At 50.2% G+C, this 17,394-nt stretch carries 22 protein-coding genes and 1 tRNA gene; all 23 read right to left on the reverse strand.

What is annotated here, in order from left to right:
• Positions 1–122: 122 nt before the first annotated feature.
• A tRNA-Pro gene (locus tag ACZ5N7_RS07335) sits at positions 123–196 on the reverse strand.
• A gap of 156 nt (positions 197–352) precedes the next feature.
• Complete coding sequence (locus ACZ5N7_RS07340; protein ID WP_464658451.1) at positions 353–631, reverse strand: HU family DNA-binding protein; 279 nt, start codon at positions 629–631, stop codon at positions 353–355.
• Between the two features lie 364 nt (positions 632–995).
• A complete protein-coding gene (gene spoIVA / locus ACZ5N7_RS07345) occupies positions 996–2,474 on the reverse strand; it encodes a stage IV sporulation protein A (protein ID WP_464658452.1) in 1,479 nt (492 codons plus the stop codon).
• Between the two features lie 333 nt (positions 2,475–2,807).
• Positions 2,808–3,545: a hypothetical protein gene (locus ACZ5N7_RS07350; protein ID WP_464658453.1), complete on the reverse strand. Its 738-nt coding sequence runs from the start codon at positions 3,543–3,545 to the stop codon at positions 2,808–2,810.
• Positions 3,546–3,572: 27 nt separating this feature from the next.
• Complete coding sequence (locus tag ACZ5N7_RS07355) at positions 3,573–3,917, reverse strand: 2Fe-2S iron-sulfur cluster-binding protein (RefSeq protein ID WP_464658454.1); 345 nt, start codon at positions 3,915–3,917, stop codon at positions 3,573–3,575.
• Between the two features lie 24 nt (positions 3,918–3,941).
• Positions 3,942–4,508 carry a nucleotidyltransferase family protein gene (locus tag ACZ5N7_RS07360; protein WP_464658455.1) on the reverse strand — a complete coding sequence of 189 codons (567 nt, stop codon included), beginning with the start codon at positions 4,506–4,508 and terminating at the stop codon, positions 3,942–3,944.
• A 21-nt stretch (positions 4,509–4,529) separates the two neighbouring features.
• Positions 4,530–4,823, reverse strand: a complete 294-nt coding sequence (locus ACZ5N7_RS07365) for a 2Fe-2S iron-sulfur cluster-binding protein (protein ID WP_464658456.1) — start codon at positions 4,821–4,823, stop codon at positions 4,530–4,532.
• A 35-nt stretch (positions 4,824–4,858) separates the two neighbouring features.
• Complete coding sequence (locus ACZ5N7_RS07370) at positions 4,859–5,041, reverse strand: DUF2768 family protein (RefSeq protein WP_464658457.1); 183 nt, start codon at positions 5,039–5,041, stop codon at positions 4,859–4,861.
• Between the two features lie 330 nt (positions 5,042–5,371).
• A complete protein-coding gene (locus tag ACZ5N7_RS07375) occupies positions 5,372–5,650 on the reverse strand; it encodes a stage VI sporulation protein F (protein WP_464658458.1) in 279 nt (92 codons plus the stop codon).
• Positions 5,651–5,716: 66 nt separating this feature from the next.
• The gene (locus tag ACZ5N7_RS07380; RefSeq protein ID WP_464658459.1) at positions 5,717–6,772 is read right to left on the reverse strand and encodes an NAD(P)H-dependent glycerol-3-phosphate dehydrogenase; all 1,056 of its coding nucleotides are present in this window, start codon (positions 6,770–6,772) and stop codon (positions 5,717–5,719) included.
• A gap of 55 nt (positions 6,773–6,827) precedes the next feature.
• The gene (gene plsY, locus ACZ5N7_RS07385) at positions 6,828–7,436 is read right to left on the reverse strand and encodes a glycerol-3-phosphate 1-O-acyltransferase PlsY (protein ID WP_464658460.1); all 609 of its coding nucleotides are present in this window, start codon (positions 7,434–7,436) and stop codon (positions 6,828–6,830) included.
• Positions 7,437–7,441: 5 nt separating this feature from the next.
• Positions 7,442–8,764, reverse strand: a complete 1,323-nt coding sequence (gene der / locus ACZ5N7_RS07390) for a ribosome biogenesis GTPase Der (protein WP_464658461.1) — start codon at positions 8,762–8,764, stop codon at positions 7,442–7,444.
• A 122-nt stretch (positions 8,765–8,886) separates the two neighbouring features.
• Entirely contained in the window at positions 8,887–9,075 is a 189-nt protein-coding gene (locus tag ACZ5N7_RS07395) for a capping complex subunit for YIEGIA (RefSeq protein WP_464658462.1), read from the reverse strand.
• Positions 9,076–9,975, reverse strand: coding sequence for a YIEGIA family protein (locus tag ACZ5N7_RS07400; RefSeq protein WP_464658463.1), 900 nt, complete (start codon positions 9,973–9,975; stop codon positions 9,076–9,078).
• A complete protein-coding gene (locus ACZ5N7_RS07405) occupies positions 9,972–10,598 on the reverse strand; it encodes a YphA family membrane protein (protein WP_464658464.1) in 627 nt (208 codons plus the stop codon). Before ACZ5N7_RS07405 ends, ACZ5N7_RS07400 begins: the two co-directional genes overlap by 4 nt.
• Before the next feature lie 299 nt (positions 10,599–10,897).
• Positions 10,898–12,190 (reverse strand): 30S ribosomal protein S1, encoded by a 1,293-nt coding sequence (rpsA, locus tag ACZ5N7_RS07410; protein ID WP_464658465.1) that lies wholly within the window; start codon positions 12,188–12,190, stop codon positions 10,898–10,900.
• Between the two features lie 153 nt (positions 12,191–12,343).
• Complete coding sequence (locus tag ACZ5N7_RS07415) at positions 12,344–12,928, reverse strand: lysophospholipid acyltransferase family protein (protein WP_464658466.1); 585 nt, start codon at positions 12,926–12,928, stop codon at positions 12,344–12,346.
• A gap of 3 nt (positions 12,929–12,931) precedes the next feature.
• Positions 12,932–13,606 carry a (d)CMP kinase gene (gene cmk / locus ACZ5N7_RS07420; RefSeq protein ID WP_464658467.1) on the reverse strand — a complete coding sequence of 225 codons (675 nt, stop codon included), beginning with the start codon at positions 13,604–13,606 and terminating at the stop codon, positions 12,932–12,934.
• A 241-nt stretch (positions 13,607–13,847) separates the two neighbouring features.
• Positions 13,848–14,048 carry a hypothetical protein gene (locus ACZ5N7_RS07425; RefSeq protein ID WP_464658468.1) on the reverse strand — a complete coding sequence of 67 codons (201 nt, stop codon included), beginning with the start codon at positions 14,046–14,048 and terminating at the stop codon, positions 13,848–13,850.
• Positions 14,049–14,112: 64 nt separating this feature from the next.
• Positions 14,113–14,772 carry a flagellar brake protein gene (locus tag ACZ5N7_RS07430; RefSeq protein WP_464658469.1) on the reverse strand — a complete coding sequence of 220 codons (660 nt, stop codon included), beginning with the start codon at positions 14,770–14,772 and terminating at the stop codon, positions 14,113–14,115.
• A gap of 206 nt (positions 14,773–14,978) precedes the next feature.
• Complete coding sequence (gene ypeB, locus ACZ5N7_RS07435) at positions 14,979–16,334, reverse strand: germination protein YpeB (RefSeq protein WP_464658470.1); 1,356 nt, start codon at positions 16,332–16,334, stop codon at positions 14,979–14,981.
• Between the two features lie 151 nt (positions 16,335–16,485).
• Positions 16,486–16,644 (reverse strand): hypothetical protein, encoded by a 159-nt coding sequence (locus ACZ5N7_RS07440; RefSeq protein ID WP_464658471.1) that lies wholly within the window; start codon positions 16,642–16,644, stop codon positions 16,486–16,488.
• A 55-nt stretch (positions 16,645–16,699) separates the two neighbouring features.
• On the reverse strand, positions 16,700–17,392 hold the full coding sequence (prsW, locus tag ACZ5N7_RS07445) for a glutamic-type intramembrane protease PrsW (RefSeq protein WP_464658472.1): 693 nt from the start codon (positions 17,390–17,392) through the stop codon (positions 16,700–16,702).
• Between the last annotated feature and the right edge of the window lie 2 nt (positions 17,393–17,394).

A 17,394-nucleotide genomic window follows, 5' to 3' on the forward strand; every position in this document is an offset into this window, starting at 1 on the left:
ACTCCCTCAACGTAATCAATACAATTGAGATAGCGGTTTATATGAGTAAAAGTGTGCTAACTATGATCACAACCTTGTTCGTTGTCGGAAAACACCGAAATCGCTTGTGGTTGTAAAAATTATCGGAGTAACACGATTCGAACGTGCGACCTCACCCACCCCAAGGGTGCGCGCTACCAGGCTGCGCCATACCCCGATACTGACTGCAGCAGCATGGCTGCAAAAAAATTCTAATCCATCGCATGGCTTTTGTCAATAACATGGGGACGAGAAAAACGCCCTGCTCAGAAGGCGTTTTACCGTGAAAAATTACAATTAAGTATGTGCGTACGGTACTGAATATGTTCAGGTGTTACTTGCTTTCAACCATATCACGCAGCGCTTTTCCCGCTTTGAAAGCCGGGATTTTGCTGGCCGGGATTTCGATTTCTTCACCGGTTTGCGGATTGCGCCCTTTACGAGCGGAACGTTCACGAACTTCGAAGTTTCCGAATCCGACTAGCTGAACTTTATCGCCGCTTTGCAGAGCTTCGGAGATGGCGTCGAAGATAGCGTCAACGGCTTTAGTGGCATCCTTCTTGGAAAGTTCGCTGGTTTCAGCTACTTTTGCAACTAATTCAGATTTATTCATGCGATTCACCTCCCCCCAAAAAAACTGGATAAGCCCGTTACTTCCTGTCTTTACCGTTTCTGCAAAAATTATACCTGAAAAGCGGCATTTTCAGTGTCAGGCCCTCAATTCCTTTATGTATCAACCTTTTTGCCGAGCAAATAACAAACCTATAGTAATACAGCCATGCTACAATTTCAAGTACGCAATTCATTTTAACGCCTTATTGTCAGTGAGATTGCTGCGCATTGCACAGGTATTGGAAAATTTGACTATTAACGTCATTTTTCATTTCAAGGCTTCTCTTTTTCTTTCTTTTCCGCACAAAAAAACATGCTTGTAACGCCATGGGCGTACAAACATGCATACAGAACCTTTTACAGTGTTACAGAATAATCGCGATCAATCCGCCGGAGCCTTCGTTTATAATGCGTCCCAGCGTCTCCTGGAGCTTGTAGCGGGCGTTGTCCGGCATCATGGCCAGCTTGCCCTGGATCCCTTCGCGGACGATAGAATGAAGCGATCTGCCGAAGATGTCGCTATCCCATATCTTTAACGGATTCTCTTCGAAATCCTGCATCAGGTAGCGCACGAGCTCCTCGCTTTGCTTCTCCGTGCCGATGATCGGGGAAAACTCGGACTCCACATCGACGCGGATCATATGGATCGAAGGAGCATTGGCTTTGAGCCTGACTCCGAAGCGTGAGCCTTGACGGATGAGCTCCGGCTCGTCGAGAGCCATCTCGGCCAGCGTAGGAGCTGCTATTCCATATCCGGTCGTCTTGACCATCTCCAACGCTTCCGCAAACTGGTCGTATTCGCGTTTGGCATGAGCGAAGTCCTGCATCAGCTGGAGCAGATGGTCCTTGCCGCGTATTTCGACTCCTACGACTTCCATGAGGATTTTATCGTATAACTCGTCGGGGGCGTACAGGTCGATCTCCGCCACGCCCTGCCCCATGTTCATGTCGGCGAGTGCGGCGCGGTCAATGAAATCATATTCGGAGAATTGGTCGACGACCTGGCCGACATCTCGCAGCCTCCTGATATCCTGGACGGTGTCTCTAACCGAGCTTTCAAATTGCGAGCGCAGCCAATGCTTCTCGTTCAACACCATGACCCAGCTCGGCAGGTTGACGTTCACTTCATGCACGGGGAATTCATACAGTACCTCACGCAGCACCGAGATCATATCTTCTTCGCCCATGTTAGCGACACTCATTGTCACTACAGGCACATCGTATCTTGCAGCCAGATCGCCTCTCAACTCCTGAGCCACTTCCCCGTTTGGCTTTAAGGAATTGACGATGACGATAAACGGCTTGCCGACTTCCTTCAGCTCCGCAATAACTCTCTCTTCCGCTTCCACATAAGAAGAACGCGGAATTTCCGAGATGGATCCGTCGGTCGTTACTACGACGCCCAGAGTGGAATGCTCCTGTATCACTTTGCGCGTCCCGATCTCCGCCGCTTCCTGGAAGGGGATAGGCTCGTCAAACCAGGGAGTCGTAATCATCCTCGGACCGTTCTCATCCTCATACCCTTTGGCCCCTTCGACTGCATAGCCGACACAGTCTACAAGGCGCACATTGACATTCAAGCCTTCCGCTACATTCAGGCGGATGGCGTTATTCGGCACGAACTTGGGTTCCGTGGTCATGATCGTGCGGCCGGCGGCGCTTTGAGGCAATTCGTCTGTCGCCCGTGCGCGCTCGGCTTCGCTTTGAATGTTGGGCAGCACGATCGATTCCATAAAACGTTTGATAAAAGTCGATTTTCCCGTACGGACCGCTCCAACGACCCCCAGGTAAATATCCCCGCCAGTTCGCTCTGCAATGTCCTTAAAGATATCCACTTTCTCCAATGAGATCCCCTCCTACAGGTTGTGTAATGAAGCATGAGCCACGATACGAGTCATCAGGCTTTTACCTTTAGCTTCCGCATACGATAAAACTCGTACATCATTTGGACTGCTAAGAAATATATGTAGCCGGATTTTAAATATGATGCTTTTTGCAAGATTGATAAGAAAAAAAATTCATCCACTCCTTGACCTCATCCTTTGATTCCGAAGCTTTTTCCTACCCGTTTGGCCTTACGAGACAATATATGACCCTGCCGGCCGCCTTATTCTAAACATGCAAAAAAAATCTCTATGATTGAAAAAAAATCATAGAGACCTCAGGTTTCAGTAGGTTTATCGGTTTGATAGCATAGGCTCGCCATTCTGCCAATGATAGGGAAAAGAGCGAACGGGCACATAGTAAGACTCGGCTACGAGCAGTTCCCTTAAATCCCGTTTGTCATCCAGCTTGCCCTGCAGTCCTTTTCTTTCGATCAGCTTCATGAGCTCGACCGAGTAATCGATTCCGACCCGGCCCGTTTCGTCTACTATAAAAGGCAGGTACACTGAGCGGGTGTACGGGCTCTGCGCCTGCTCGGCTTTCATGTTCAGCTTGCTGAAATCGATGCTGAAGAACGGCATCGCGAGGGGAGCCCCTTTAGGGAGCTGCCCGTTATTTTTGTAAATATAATCATCTACTTTCTTTTGCAGTTCCACCGTTTGCTGGTAGGTTGCGAGATCCAGGAGCTTGACCTCGGTTTTCGTCTCCGGATCGATCAGCACATAGATGGCGGTGCCCCCGTTCTCGAAAGCGTTGGCCGGGATGCTGCTGAGATAACCGCGCTCTTTTAATTTTTTGAAATCAACCGGATATTTTTCATATAACGGCGTATCTTCGTCTTTATTCTTGATCGGCGGCACGCCCGTCGCACTGCGGTACTTCTCCACAGCGTTCTGCACAACTATCGCGTACTCTCCTGCTGCGACGGTGTTTTCTTTACGCATTTCCTTGGGATACATACAACCGGATAACGCCACCAAACACAAAACCGCTGAGCCCAGGAGCAGCAACCGGACCTTACTCGGATTCACAGTTCATCATTCCTTTATCGCATTTCATCACCAAAGCTCATCCTCTTCCTTCTGTTTGGCAAGCTGCTTGCGGACCGCCGCTTTCAACGGATCTTCAGGCAAGGTGACTTCAACCGCACCCGCGGCTCTGGCTTGGCAGGCAAGGCGGATTCCCTGGGATGCCAGCTCCCCGATTTTCAATCGTTCGTTCTTGCCCATGGGCGCGAGGTTGGAGGTTTCGCTAACCTTCACTTTGCACATCAAACAGGATGCCCTGCCGTCGCAACGGGTGCGGATGTGCACTTTCGCTTTCCGGGCCGCGTCAAGCAGAGTGGTTCCCTGACGGACGGTGATCCGCTTATTATCGGGCAGAAAAGTGATTTCTGCTTCCATTCTGACCCGCTCCTTTCCATCCGGTTACAAAACTGCGCCGAGAAGCTCCGAACACTGCTTAACTACCCGCTTGCTAATGTGATTGCGCCTTATCAGTTCCTTAAGTGTTTCCGTCTCGGAAAGATTTCCCTTCATATGGCCAGCGATCGGAACATAGCGGTCAGGCCGTTCTCTAAGCAGATTGAACAACAATTCGTGAGCTAAAGGCATGACAAGCAGACTTTGACCTCCAAGCTTATACAGGCGGGCACATTCTGCAGCAGTCCATTCCGCTTCTACTTCGTATTCGGATTCCATCGAGCGAACTTTAAAGCCTCCTACCAGCTCCACTGTTGCATTATCGATAAGAAAATGGCTCAAGGTCGATTCATATCTGTCCGTGCGGCTGAATGCGGGTCCATCCACCGCAAAGGTGGACAGCTTATTATAGATTTCCGCCACCAAGGGCTCGTCGGCATAGAGATCCAGGTCCCGCGGTTCCCTGGAAAGCGCTACGCCCTGCAGGAGCAGTCCGCAGCTGCCTCCTACCAGCCAGCTTCCCGAAGCGGGGCTCAGCAGCTCAATGAGCCTCGCAAGTACACTGCCGATCATAGGGCTGATTGGATTCATTTTTTAAAAATAAGGCTTGTACGTAACGCAGACCGGGCCGGCGGATTCTACCGCAACCTGGCAGCCGAGCCGGAAGCCTGCCTTGATTTCCTCTTCGTCCAGCCGGACAAGCTCTTCCTCGGTCGGTTCCGTCAGAAAGCCCGCTCCATCCGTCACCAGGCAGCGGCATCTCGCACATGTCCCCCTTGTACATGAAAAGCCCCAATCCACATCATTCTTCAAAGCCAAATCCAGTATAGTCAAGCCGGTTTCCAGTTCCACGGTTTTTGTCCGCCGGCGCCCTTTCAACTCCAACATTAAGGTGTTCCTCCTGCTCCGTCTTAGGTTGTATATTACGAAAAGATCGTAACGACCATATAAACAAAACCGATAACCAATAAAATAAAAGCAAGAATCGATAATATGGATCTAAAGAAGCCTTTTGTTTTCACTCTGGCAAAAGAGATTAAAAGAGAAGAGCCCGCCATAAGGCCGATGGCGATAAACGATATCCACATTTTATCCAATGAAGTCATTGCCTGGTCTCCCGGTTCCTAATACTATGTAATTCATCCTTGATTATATCATCCGGTTCCGATTTTGGGAAAGAAGGAGGAGAAAACGGGGCCCACAAAGTGAAGGAAAGTTCCGGCAGCTTATTTCGCATGCTTTTGGTTTTAAAGGGGATTTGGGTTGCAAACAACATCTCCCTAACGGTTGAATGTATCTAAACCCACACTTAAGCCGCGGTTGAACGTATTTAACACTTACGCACAATAAACATTTTATCCACATCTGCCGAAAATCATAATTTCCAATCATATAAAAAAAAGGAAGCGCACACGTGAGTGCGCCCTTCCGGTTCGCTACTTCTTCATCATCATTTTCATCAGCTGTTCCAGGTTGTTGGGATTCAAGTTGCTTTGCTTGACCGCGTCCACAATTTCTTTAGTAAGCTGTTCGGATACAGGGATATTCACCAATGAGGATACTTGTTTAATCAGCTGGCGGAGTTGGGTTTCGCTCTGTACCGTGGAAGGCTTTACTCCGCTGGCGATTTGTTTTATATCTTGCGGGGAAACGCTTTTGCCAGTTTTCTTTTTAACGATATTGAGAACGTCTTTAGACATGTCTTTGTCGCTCATCACTCAACCCTCCTTAACGAAAAAGCGTTGCGCCTTTTGCTAAGGTATACTATGAACAGGGCGGGATTAAGGTGCGGGCTTCCCGAACCATTGCGTATGGACTTTGTCGATATGTTCCTCCAGCTCATGCGTCGGTCCTCTGCCCATAAGATCTTCAACCGCGAGCTTCGGCGATTTATTGTCGAACAGCACGCGATAAAGCTCATCGGCAATCGGCATTTCAATCCCATACTGGCGGGAAAGTGTATAGGCGGCTTTTGTCGTTTTGACCCCTTCCACCACCATCCCCATTTCCTGCAGCACATCCTGCAGAGCTTTTCCTTGGCCGATCATATATCCGGCTCGCCAGTTTCTGCTGTGCCTGCTTGTACAGGTCACAACCAGGTCGCCGACGCCGGCCAGACCGGCAAAGGTCAGCGGCCTGCCGCCCATCGCTACGCCGAGTCGGGCCATTTCTGCGAGTCCACGCGTGATCAGAGCAGCTCTGGCGTTATCTCCGAAGCCAAGGCCGTCCGAAAGACCGGCCCCCAAGGCGATAATATTCTTCAATGCCCCGGCCACCTCCACGCCCGATATGTCAGGGTTGGTGTATACGCGGAAATACGTGTTGATGAACAATTCCTGGGCTTGCTTCGCGGCACTGTGGTTTTCCGAGGCCACTACAACGGTCGTAGGGCATTTCTGGATAACCTCTTCCGCATGGCTGGGACCTGAGAGGACGACAATATTACTCGAATCGTAATGAGGCATCGCATCGGCTATAACTCTGCTCATCCGCTGCAGTGTATTCATTTCAAAGCCTTTGGTCGCATGGACCAGGAGGACGTCTTCTTTCAGCAGCGGGCTGAGCTTTGCTGCCACTTCCCCCATGCTGCCGGAAGGGGCAACCAGAATAACGGCCTCGGCTCCTTCCACAGCCTCCTGGATCGAATCAGTCGCTTTAATTCGGCTTGACAGCTGGATGTCCTTCAGAAACCTGACATTGCTGTGAAGTTCGTTTATTTCCTTGGCCTGATCGGGGCTGCGGGTCCACAGCGCCACTTCGCACTGATTGTCGGCAAGAACTGAAGCGAGTGCGGTCCCCCAAGAACCCGCGACAAAAACCGAAACCTTTTTGCGCACGATTCATCCCCCATTCTTTCTCGGCTCTATTCTTTCTATCGAATGCTATGTACGGCTAATTGGAAGCCTTGACCCCCAGCTTGTTTTCCTTGCCCTGAATCAGCTTCCTTATGTTGTTCCGGTGTTTATAGAAAGCAAAGACGGCAACTATGACGCTCGCAATGAGAAGCTCTCCCTGGCTGTTGGTAAGCCATAGCATAATAGGTAAAAGTCCGGTAAACAGGAGCGATCCCAAAGAGACATAGCGTGTGAGGACAACGGCGAGGATGGCAACCGCTCCGGCGAGGAGGGAAGGTACAAGACAGAGCGTCACCATCACGCCTATCGTTGTGGCAATGCCTTTGCCTCCTTTGAAGCCGAAGAAAACAGGCCAATTGTGCCCGATGATGACACAGAGGCCGGCTAGAATAACCGGCCAAACCGCCCCATTGCTCAAGCTGCGGCCGAGCCATACCGCCGCCACTCCTTTAAGCACATCCAATAACAAAACAACGATGGCCGGACCTACTCCGAGTACTCTCAAAGTGTTGGTCGCCCCCGCGTTTCCGCTGCCGTGCTTGCGTATATCGATATTTTTAGAAAATTTGCCGATCAGCAGGCTAAAGCTGACGGATCCAAGCAAATATCCGATCACCATGGGCAGTACATAATTCACGAAAACCATCGCTCCTATTCATCATCAGATTTTCTGCGGGTAAACATGCGGATAGGAGTACCCTCAAAATTGAAGGCGGCGCGGATCTTGTTTTCCAGGTAGCGTTCGTAGGAGAAGTGCATCAGCTCCGGTTCGTTAACGAACAACACCAGTGTGGGCGGCTTTACAGCCACTTGCGTCACGTAATTGATCCGCAGCCGCTTTCCTTTATCTGTCGGAGGAGGATTGATGGCAATCGCGTCCATGACGATATCGTTCAGCATATGCGTGGCGATTCTCATGCTGTGCGCTTCCGAGACCTGATTGACGACGGGCAGCAGTTTTTGCAGCCTTTGCTTGGTCAAAGCGGATAAATACACGATCGGGGCATACGTCATGAACAGGAAGTGATCCCGGATCTTCTGGGTAAACAGCTGCATCGTTTTGTCGTCCTTTTCCACAGCATCCCACTTGTTAACTACAAAAATCGCCGCTTTACCCGCTTCATGGGCGTAACCAGCGATATGCTTGTCCTGGTCGATAATCCCTTCTTCCGCGTTGAACAGCACAAGCACCACATCGGCGCGCTCAATCGCCTTCATCGCCCGCATTACGCTGTATTTCTCGGTCGTTTCATAAACCTTGCCGCGTTTGCGCATGCCGGCGGTATCGATAATGACGTATTTTTGGCCGTCTTTTTCAAAAGGAGTGTCAATGGCGTCCCTGGTCGTCCCCGCAATGTTGCTGACAATGACCCTTTCCTCTCCCAGGATCGCGTTGACCAGAGAAGATTTGCCGACGTTCGGGCGGCCGATCAGAGCCACTTTGATAACATCCTCTCCGTAGTCGACATCGTCGGTTTCAGGAAAATGCTCTACGATCTCATCCAGCAGTTCCCCGATTCCCAAGCCGTGCGCGCCGGAAATGCCGATCGGATCGCCGAATCCCAGGCTGTAAAACTCGTAAATTTCGTCTTGGCGCTTCAAGTTATCCACTTTGTTCACCGCAAGAATGACCGGTTTATTGGCTCTGAACAGCAGCTGGGCGATTTCGCTGTCCGCGGGGGTGACTCCGGCCTTGGCATCCACCATAAAGACGATCACGTCCGATTCTTCGATTGCGAGCTCCGCCTGCGCTTTGACGGATTTCATAATCTCGTCTTCGCCTTCGATCTCTATGCCTCCCGTATCAATGACACTGAAAGGTTTATCCAGCCATTCCGCCGTTCCGTACAAACGGTCCCGGGTGACTCCCGGTTTATCTTCAACAATGGCCAGACGGTCGCCGATAATGCGGTTGAATATGGTCGATTTGCCGACATTAGGACGTCCGACTATAGCCACGATGGGTCTTGCCATCCGGTTCACTCCTTAAATTTACAGCTCGATTAGAAAATTTTACTTGTACATCATAACAAAAAAGCGAGTGGTTGGCTAATTTTTTCATGCATCTCGAGACCATTAAGACGAAATTTCTGATCCTAATGCTTCACAAGAATAAAAGTTCCGTTGTTCAAATCGTGCGCCGTCGCATCCAGAATTTTTTCCAGTAAAAAAGCTGTCGTCTGCTGTTCTTCCTTATTCGGAACCAAAAAAATCGGCGCTCCTCCAGCCACATCCTCTTTCCTTAACGCCACAACGGCCAATATGCTGTTTACAGTCTTATCCATTTATTTCACAGCTCCCGATTCTGTCGGCATACGTACAGCGTTTTCCAGGACAGGCACTTTTTTAAGCGTTCTCAGTGCAGTGTCCATATCCTTATTTACCGGAAGAATGAAAACCCCCAGCCTGCCGCTGTCTAAATCCAGTTTGGCCAACGGCATGAGGGAAGGCTCTCCGGAATCACGGTAAACGCCCAGAATAACGGACAGGTCGTGCAGCATGGCCTGCCGCTGGCCAAGATTGGCAAGTGTCACCCTGCTGTCCCTGTTCTTTGGTTTTACCATCAATCCCATTCCATGCTCAAGGATTACTTCCTGGCTTTTCTCCAAACCAATGTTCATGATATAAATATCGTCCACATAGAGATTCGGTCCCTCCATCCTTACTTTTGCCGGCGTCACCTCGGCGATATGGTCCACGCATTGGCCGGATTTGTAAATCATGCTTATGAGAATGCCCGCCACGCCAGCCACAGCGCCCCATATCCAACCGAACAGGACACTGAACAGACTCGCGAGCAAAGAAGTGAAGATAACCATGTAGTTCCGCCCCTCGAATACCATAGCAATCCCCTCAATATAAGAGGCGCCGCGCCTTACCAGCTCTTCGGAGTCGATCTGCGTTAAGCTCTGCCGCTCCATGTTCCGTACATCCCTGAACTGCTGTGCGGCGACGGTGAGAAAAGTGACGGCCACATAATTTTTTTCGAGCAAAGAAGGGACGGCGACAGCGCCCAGCCCTGCGGCAATGACTCCGAGAGACACATGGATGATTTTGCCGTGAGGGTAAGTAGGGTACTGCCTGTAGTCTGTACGAAGAGAAAATATACGAGTGAGAATACCGAAGAACAAACCGACGATGATTCCTACCGTATAGCTGCTGTGAAATAGAATCGCGAGATTCATTTCTCTTTCAAGCCCTCCTTCCGCTCCGTTATATAATTCATCGCCTTGTGCCACCCTCTTACTGCCGTGTGCAGAGATAGAGTCAGCATCCTGGCGGCAAACAGGGTAAGCCAATATTGGTCAAGAAACCGAGGTTCCCCCAGCACAACAGGCATTTCATGATAATGAAAAAAGCTGTAATACAGCTCACCTGTTATAAATCCCAGCGATATTACAACCACTTGGTGTATTGGGCTCCGGTTCAGCAGAAAGGCGAACACAGCGAGCGCCGCAGCCGCATCCAGGTGAGGAGCGGTGTAAATAAATAACAGATCGTTGGACAATTCCTTCAGCAAAAAATATACCGACCCCAGCAGCAGCCCGGCCGACAGAAGATGCAGCTTATAAAGCATCCCTCCCGCCTTTGCTGCCAAAGCGCTGCTCCACAGCGCAATGACTGCAAATACAAGATTGATCTTCGCTGTGCCTGCGTGGACCGTGAAGGATAAACTCGTAAACCAGGAAATAAAGAACAACATAAGCGCTTTATGGGTGGCGCCTTTGATCAGGATATCTTTCCAACCGCTCGCCAGCAGGATGAGGATCACCGATATCAGAATAAGAGATAAATACCCGGGATTCATCTAATTCTCCTATGTTTGCTTATTCAGCGGGAATTTTTATTAGTATGCGGAATTATCCCTTTTTTACTCTGTATTAACGGCCCCTTGTCCAGCACAGTCCTTTGTAATGCTCAGGATACATGAGTTAACATATATTCAACGCCCATTAAATCCTCTACATTTCCAATAGACCCTTTGAAACCAATGTCGGGCCATTGAAAAAAGGACACCTCAAGCTCCCCAAATTTATACTTACTATAATTTTCAAAAAAAATCGGCGGACCCTTATGAAGGATCCGCCGACTCCCAAAAACCGGTTCTTATTTCCACTTGCTTAATTTATCGCCAAAGCGTTCGCCGAGCGTCAAGCTCATGCCTTGGTTGTTCAGAGAAACGTTCTCGTTACCTTCGATTTCTTTGCTGTGGTTCTGCTGTCTAGGCTGTCTTTCCCTGTGCTCCCTGGGCTGTCTCTCTCTTTCCGGCTTGGCTTCGGCTGCCGGAGCTTCTTCCGTTTCCTTGATGCTCAGGGATACGCGCTTCTCATCCAGGTTGAAATCGAGTACTTTCACCTGTACCTCTTGGCCTTCCTTCAACACTTCTTGAGGAGTGGCGATATGACGGTGCGCGATCTGTGAAATATGCACCAGACCTTCAACGCCCGGAGCGATCTCTACGAAAGCCCCGAAGGATGCGAGACGCTTCACGGTTCCGGTTATAATATCACCGGACTTGAAGGATTGAGCCGCCTGCTGCCATGGACCCGGCTGGGTCGCTTTGATGCTGAGCGAAATACGGTCGTTTTCTGGATCGAGCTTAAGGATTTTTACTTTCACCTTATCGCCCTCTTTCACGACCTCCGAAGGCTGTTCCACATGGTGCCAAGCCATTTCGGAAATATGGACAAGGCCGTCGATGCCGCCGATATCCACAAAAGCGCCGAACTGGGTCAGCCGCTGCACGGTTCCTTCCAGCTCTTGGCCTACGGACAAGTTCGCCATAGTTTCCTTCTTGTTCGCTTCGAACTCTTCATCCAGGACATCTTTCTGCGACAGGATGACCTTATTCTTCTCTCGGTCGATTTCCTTCACGCGAAGCTTAAGCGTGCGCCCTTTGTAATCGCTGAAGTCTTCAACGAAGTGGCGTTCCACCATCGAAGCCGGAACAAACCCTCTGAGGCCGATATCGACAACTAAACCGCCTTTTACAACTTCGGCGACTTTCGCTTCGATGATTTCCTTGCTTTCCATCTGGCCTTGAATCTTGTCCCAAGCCTGTTCGCTGTCAACGGCGCGTTTGGACAACAGCAACGTCTCTTTGCCGTCATTGATGCTGAGCACCTTGAGTTCAAGCTCTTGTCCGACTTCGAGTGCGTCAGAAGCATTTTCCAACTGAACGGAGGAAATTTCCTTCAAAGGAAGCGTACCTTCATATTTGTACCCAATGTCTACTAACGCTTGGTCGTTTTCCACTTTGACGATCTTCCCTTTGACGATGTCACCTTTCTTAACCGTGGTCACATTGTCCATCGAAAGCTGATTTTCTTCAGCTTCGGATTCTTGGGGATTAGCTCCTGTAGTTTGGGATTCGAGTGCGTTGTTCGTTTCATCTGACATCTACATTACCTCCTTAGTTACGCTCAAAAAGTCAGGCTCGCTGCCCTGCCAGTTCAAGCCGCTCCATTAATTGATATATGTTATCTGCTTGAAAAGCGCAGTTGAACACGTTGCACATTAAGTATTATAAGTACAATAGCGGATTTCCATTCTTTACTTGACGCCGCCTGTTTTATACTGCTCTACCATCCCGCGAATGGTGCCCATGATCTTCTCGGTAGCCAGTTCCATTTGGTCGGAGCCCGCTTCCGCGAATTCGGACAAGTCGACCGGTTGTCCGTATAGGACCACAATCGGGCAGAACAGTCTGTACTTGCCCACGACCGCAGTCGGTATGACGGCGGCGTTGGAGCGGAGAGCCAACATGGCGGCGCCTTTCTTTCCCATGCCTCCGCCCCGGGTTCCCTCCGGGAAAATCCCCATCACGTTCCCGTCTTTGAGCAGCTGCAGCGCCAGCTTGATCGACTCCTTGCTGACTCCGCCCCTCTTGACCGGAAAAGCGGCCATGTGATGAAGCAGCCAGCGAAGGGGAGCGAACTTGAACAGCTCGGCCTTAGCCATAAAGTGGGTTTTTCTCGCAAGCGGAGCGGCCACCAGCATAGGATCCAGGTTGCTGATATGGTTGGAGCATAGAACTACCGGTCCGGTGTCAGGGATATTCTCGAGCCCGATCACTTTCCAGCGGTAGAGCACCGCAAAGAATATCCGAAAGAACGCTCTGATTAAACGATAGATCATCTGCTACAGCCCTCCGCCTGCCCTGGATTTGCATATTTCCAGGATTCTCTGTACCACCTGGGGGATTGTCAAATCCGTGCTGTCCAGCAGGATGGCGTCTTCGGCGCGGACTAACGGCGAAACCTCTCGTTCCTGATCAAGCTTGTCGCGGCGAGCGATGTCTTGCTCCAGCTGCTCCAGCGTGATTTCCGGATGATTGGCCTGCAGCTCCATAAACCTCCACACAGCCCTCTTCTTGACGCTGGCAGTCATAAATATCTTCACTTCCGCATCGGGAATGACCTGGGTGCCGATGTCCCTGCCGTCCATCACGACTCCTTTGGCGGAGGCCAGCTGCTTCTGCTTGGCGACAAGCAGTTCTCGCACTTCGCCGATCGCGGCCACATAGGACACGTTGGACGTCACGATCGGCGAGCGGATCTCGTCGGTCACATTGCTGCCGTCGACGTAAACCTGCGGCACAGCGCCGGGAAGCAGCCGTATGTCCGTCTCGCGGGCCAATTCGATAACTGATGCCCTGTCGTCGCAGGAGATGCCCTGTTTAAGGACCTTCCATGTGACTGCCCTGTACATAGCCCCGGTATCTACATAAATAAAGCCCAATTCGTTGGCGACCAGTCGGGCTATCGTGCTCTTGCCGGCTGCGGCAGGTCCGTCTATAGCTATATTGTATTTCAAACAACTTCCTCCCGAGCCTCTATGATGAACAAAACGACCCCCTAAAGTGACATAACGCTTACGAAGAGATCCGGTGACTTTGAAGGGAGCCCAAACCTAACAAGAAAAACGTCTTTCGACGTTCATTTTAAAAGGCAGGTCAAGCCTGCAACGTTGAAAATTATACCACACTAAGACATATGATGCAAAAGCACACTCACTTTCTAATAAACGGAAACACCGGGTTATAAACAAGATGCTGCTAATTTTTATAATGCAGCGGCGTGCCCTCTAAACGGTCTATTCCCGTCAGCAGACCGCGCACCGGCTGGTAAAGGAGAAGCCCCTGGCCCAGCAGCAGAAGAACGGCTAATCCGATGAGCAGGGTCTTCAGCATCTTTTCCGCCGTATCGGAAAACCTGACGAATATTGCCTCATATTCCTCCGTGTCTTTCTTTTCCAACCCGCTCTACGCCCCTTTTACAGATAATGGCTGTATTTTGTGCGGTCGGGTCGGATGCTATGCATTATTTTTTGCGGAAATCCATTTGCCTTTCGTAACAAAAACGGACGATCAGCTGCCGGTCCCTGTCCGAAATTTCATCGAAACTGAGCATAACCAGCTGCTTGCCTGTTTCCAGAGCTTTGATCCTGACGATCGAGCCCTTGAAAGGGATATGTTCGATGCTGCCGTTTTTATAGGAAACGAGCAGCCAGCATGACAGCTGAAACTGCACCATAAGGGGGATATGGCCGTCGCAAACAAAAGAAAGGCCGCCTCCGCCGACATCCTCCGTGAGCGACACAAAATGAATATGGCTGCCATACTGCACCGCTATCTCCAATTGCGACTGGACTCTCAGAAAGCTGCGTCTTTGAATTTTGGTAATGGATTCGGGAGCCGGTTTTTGGATAAGCACCTGACGGATGACATCGTCTTTAATCCCGATCACGGACGTATTGAAACAATTCTTCACGCCGGCTTCCGAAGTATAATAGACGGACAGCTCTTCGCCGGGTTGAAGTCTTTTGAGCTTTCCCGTTTCTTCGTCAAGGGGCACTTCCATCGCTATGTAAAATTCCGTGAGATCGGCGATTCTGCTTTTATATTCTTTCCTCGATTCCTCTTCATTGGTTGAAAGCTGATTGATATGTAGCACCTGATTTATTTTGGGCAGCACAAGCATGCACCTCCTTGAAGTTATGGGTGGCGGCGCGGAAGATTTTGTCCAATCCTTTTCCATTATATCACGGCAGCGGATTTTAGGAAGCTTTTGTAACCCGGCTATCACATTCTTTCTTAGGCGCTGTCTGCAGAAAAAAAAAAGAAGAAACGGGATTGCCCGCTTCTTCCTGCTTCTTCCCGTCGCTGTCACGTAGCCCTTGCTCCCCATTAATGCTGGCCTTCGGTTTCCACCGGCCCCACGGTTTCGATCTTCTCTTCCGCGCCGGTGTCCGAGTTGATGTACAGCTTGTACAAAGTTCCTTTTATTTTGCCCATGAACTGATAGCACGGTACCTCTTGTTCCAGATCGTTGCGGATGATTACCCTGGAAGTGTCCGTAATCTGCAGATCCTTGGAAATCGATTTTCTTGCCTGCTCTTCTGTCAGCCTCGGCGCCGCGAGCTTGCGGTCCTTTTCATTGTAGATATAGTCCCTCGCTTCCAGGCCCACGACTTCCCCGTTGTCCAATGCCACTTTGGCAGCCAGCTTCTGAGGAAAAACGAGCACGCCGCCTTCTTTTTTGACGAAGGTATAGGCTGCCGAGTTATGGTATTCGTCATAGTTTACCGCTTGTAAATTTTTATAGCCCTTCTCCTCGAGGAAGGCTTGCGCTATTTCACGGCCCTGCTCTATGGTCAACGTCTTCGGCCCTAAATCGCGGTTGCCTGTGAACGAGACCAGATGCCCGCCTTTTTTCGTATAATCCAGCTGGAAACCGCCTGGCTTGCTGCTGTCCTTTGCGGAAACTGTGAAGGTATTGTACTCCGTTCCGGCTCCATTCTCCCTCACCTGAAGATAGTCGGCATTGCCGATATCCAGGAACTGGGCGGCTTTCTGCTTGACTTCCTCAGCGGAAACATCCAAACCCGCAGGAGCCTTCGCGTTCCGTGCTTCAAACAAGCCGGTCATGGAAGGTCCCCAGTTCAGGTCCTGATAATCGCCCACCTTCTTGTCCACTGTACGGAATCCGTCGATGATAGCATTATCCGCCTTGGTGTTTTCCGTGGCGACCGCCATCTCGACATCCATCCACCGCAGATTGTTCGCAAGCGCTTTGGTCTGGACATTCCTCAGCTCCTGTGAGATTTCTTTGGAACGGTCGTACAGCGAATGGAGTGTCTTCACCTCATTTTCGTCCAAAGGGGTTTTACTCAAATCGCGTACCGCGGTTTGGTATGTAAAGTTGGCGATCTTGGTCAGGAACTCGTCCGTTTTGCTGAACGGCAATAAAGTGAGAGGAAGCTGGCCCACCTCGTTCTGGGCTTCGCTGGTCAACTTCCATACATTAACCAGTCTTTTCCTGTAAAAGTCATTGGAGGTGGAGTTCACAGCCATTGTGTTGCCAAGCTCTGTCTGCAGCCGGTCCATGTGAAAAGAGAGATCGTGAAAAGCCCGCTGGTACTGATTCTCCGCCTTGATGAGCACCGAGTTCTTGTCCTGATGCTCCTTATACCCCCAGAACACCACAGCTACCAAAACCACTAAAGCAATGGGAAACAGAATTCCGCTTAAACGCGCGTACATGTCGATAACTCCTTTCATTTCCTAACGTTGCTGTTATCTTTCGTTGAAGAAAGGAAGTTTATGCATCTCCAATTGGAAGCCGTACCGCAAAACGAAGCTTTTCAGCCGGTTCCCGATAAACAGCAAAAAAAGAAGCCCGAAGGCTTCTTGATCAGAACGATTCCGTTTCGATTTCAAAATCGCTGCGGTTGTCGCAGATACACTGTTTGAACCCCGTATCCACCCGCCCCTTGTCCCGTCTGCCGCGGAGCGTAAACCGCTCCCCGCATTGATTGCAGCGAATTTTCACTTTCACGCGCGTCTCTGCCATCGGGCAACCTCCGCTTATAAGTTCGGTAAGATATTACCCAGTATGGACAAGAATTTCAGATTTTAACCTTGTCTTCCCTAAATAAAGTGCGGTAAGGCGAAACCGCGTTGGCCCTTTCGACCTTCCACATGCTTTGCAGCCACAACAGCCCCATGAACGGGATCATGTACCATTCCCAGTCAGTCGTATGTGCGAGCAGAATAAAGTCGAAAGCTCCATGCCATACGATAGGAAGCAGCAGCGACATGAGCAGATACCGGTTTTCCTTGTCTTTGTTAAACTTTGCCTTGCCAAGCCGGTATCCCATCATCACCCCGAACAGCGCATGGCCTGAAACCGGAAGCAGCGCGCGCAGGAGCAGCGACGAAAAATCCCTCGATTCAAATATCGCATAAAAAATATTCTCCACGGTGGCAAACCCTATGGATACCGCAACCGCATAAACAATCCCGTCATAAGGCTCGTCGAACGAGGTATGTTTATAAATGACGAAATACAGCACGAACCATTTGAGGAATTCCTCCAGTCCAGCGGAGATAAGAAAAGACAGCACCCAGGTGTTGTGCCCCAATCCGGCGGTCAACGCCCTCTGTAGCACGATCGCCGGAAATACAATAAGCACACCGAAAATAAACAACCTGCCTACCAGCTGCAACGGCTCCGAGTGATACCGGTCTTTGAGATAGAAATAAGCAAGAAGCGCAAAACCAGGGGCAATAGCCGCCATCATTAAAGACAGGACATTCATCT

Source organism: Paenibacillus sp. JCM 18996 (genome assembly GCF_055392555.1).

Coding starts and splice junctions, on each gene's coding strand:
- ACZ5N7_RS07340 (WP_464658451.1), bottom strand. CDS start 631: ATGAATAAATCTGAATTAGTTGCAAAAGTAGCTGAAACCAGCGAACTT.
- ACZ5N7_RS07355 (WP_464658454.1), bottom strand. CDS start 3,917: ATGGAAGCAGAAATCACTTTTCTGCCCGATAATAAGCGGATCACCGTC.
- ACZ5N7_RS07360 (WP_464658455.1), bottom strand. CDS start 4,508: ATGATCGGCAGTGTACTTGCGAGGCTCATTGAGCTGCTGAGCCCCGCT.
- ACZ5N7_RS07365 (WP_464658456.1), bottom strand. CDS start 4,823: ATGTTGGAGTTGAAAGGGCGCCGGCGGACAAAAACCGTGGAACTGGAA.
- ACZ5N7_RS07370 (WP_464658457.1), bottom strand. CDS start 5,041: ATGACTTCATTGGATAAAATGTGGATATCGTTTATCGCCATCGGCCTT.
- ACZ5N7_RS07375 (WP_464658458.1), bottom strand. CDS start 5,650: ATGAGCGACAAAGACATGTCTAAAGACGTTCTCAATATCGTTAAAAAG.
- plsY (WP_464658460.1), bottom strand. CDS start 7,436: ATGGTTTTCGTGAATTATGTACTGCCCATGGTGATCGGATATTTGCTT.
- der (WP_464658461.1), bottom strand. CDS start 8,764: ATGGCAAGACCCATCGTGGCTATAGTCGGACGTCCTAATGTCGGCAAA.
- ACZ5N7_RS07395 (WP_464658462.1), bottom strand. CDS start 9,075: ATGGATAAGACTGTAAACAGCATATTGGCCGTTGTGGCGTTAAGGAAA.
- ACZ5N7_RS07400 (WP_464658463.1), bottom strand. CDS start 9,975: ATGAATCTCGCGATTCTATTTCACAGCAGCTATACGGTAGGAATCATC.
- ACZ5N7_RS07405 (WP_464658464.1), bottom strand. CDS start 10,598: ATGAATCCCGGGTATTTATCTCTTATTCTGATATCGGTGATCCTCATC.
- rpsA (WP_464658465.1), bottom strand. CDS start 12,190: ATGTCAGATGAAACGAACAACGCACTCGAATCCCAAACTACAGGAGCT.
- ACZ5N7_RS07415 (WP_464658466.1), bottom strand. CDS start 12,928: ATGATCTATCGTTTAATCAGAGCGTTCTTTCGGATATTCTTTGCGGTG.
- ACZ5N7_RS07430 (WP_464658469.1), bottom strand. CDS start 14,772: ATGCTTGTGCTGCCCAAAATAAATCAGGTGCTACATATCAATCAGCTT.
- ypeB (WP_464658470.1), bottom strand. CDS start 16,334: ATGTACGCGCGTTTAAGCGGAATTCTGTTTCCCATTGCTTTAGTGGTT.
- ACZ5N7_RS07440 (WP_464658471.1), bottom strand. CDS start 16,644: ATGGCAGAGACGCGCGTGAAAGTGAAAATTCGCTGCAATCAATGCGGG.
- prsW (WP_464658472.1), bottom strand. CDS start 17,392: ATGAATGTCCTGTCTTTAATGATGGCGGCTATTGCCCCTGGTTTTGCG.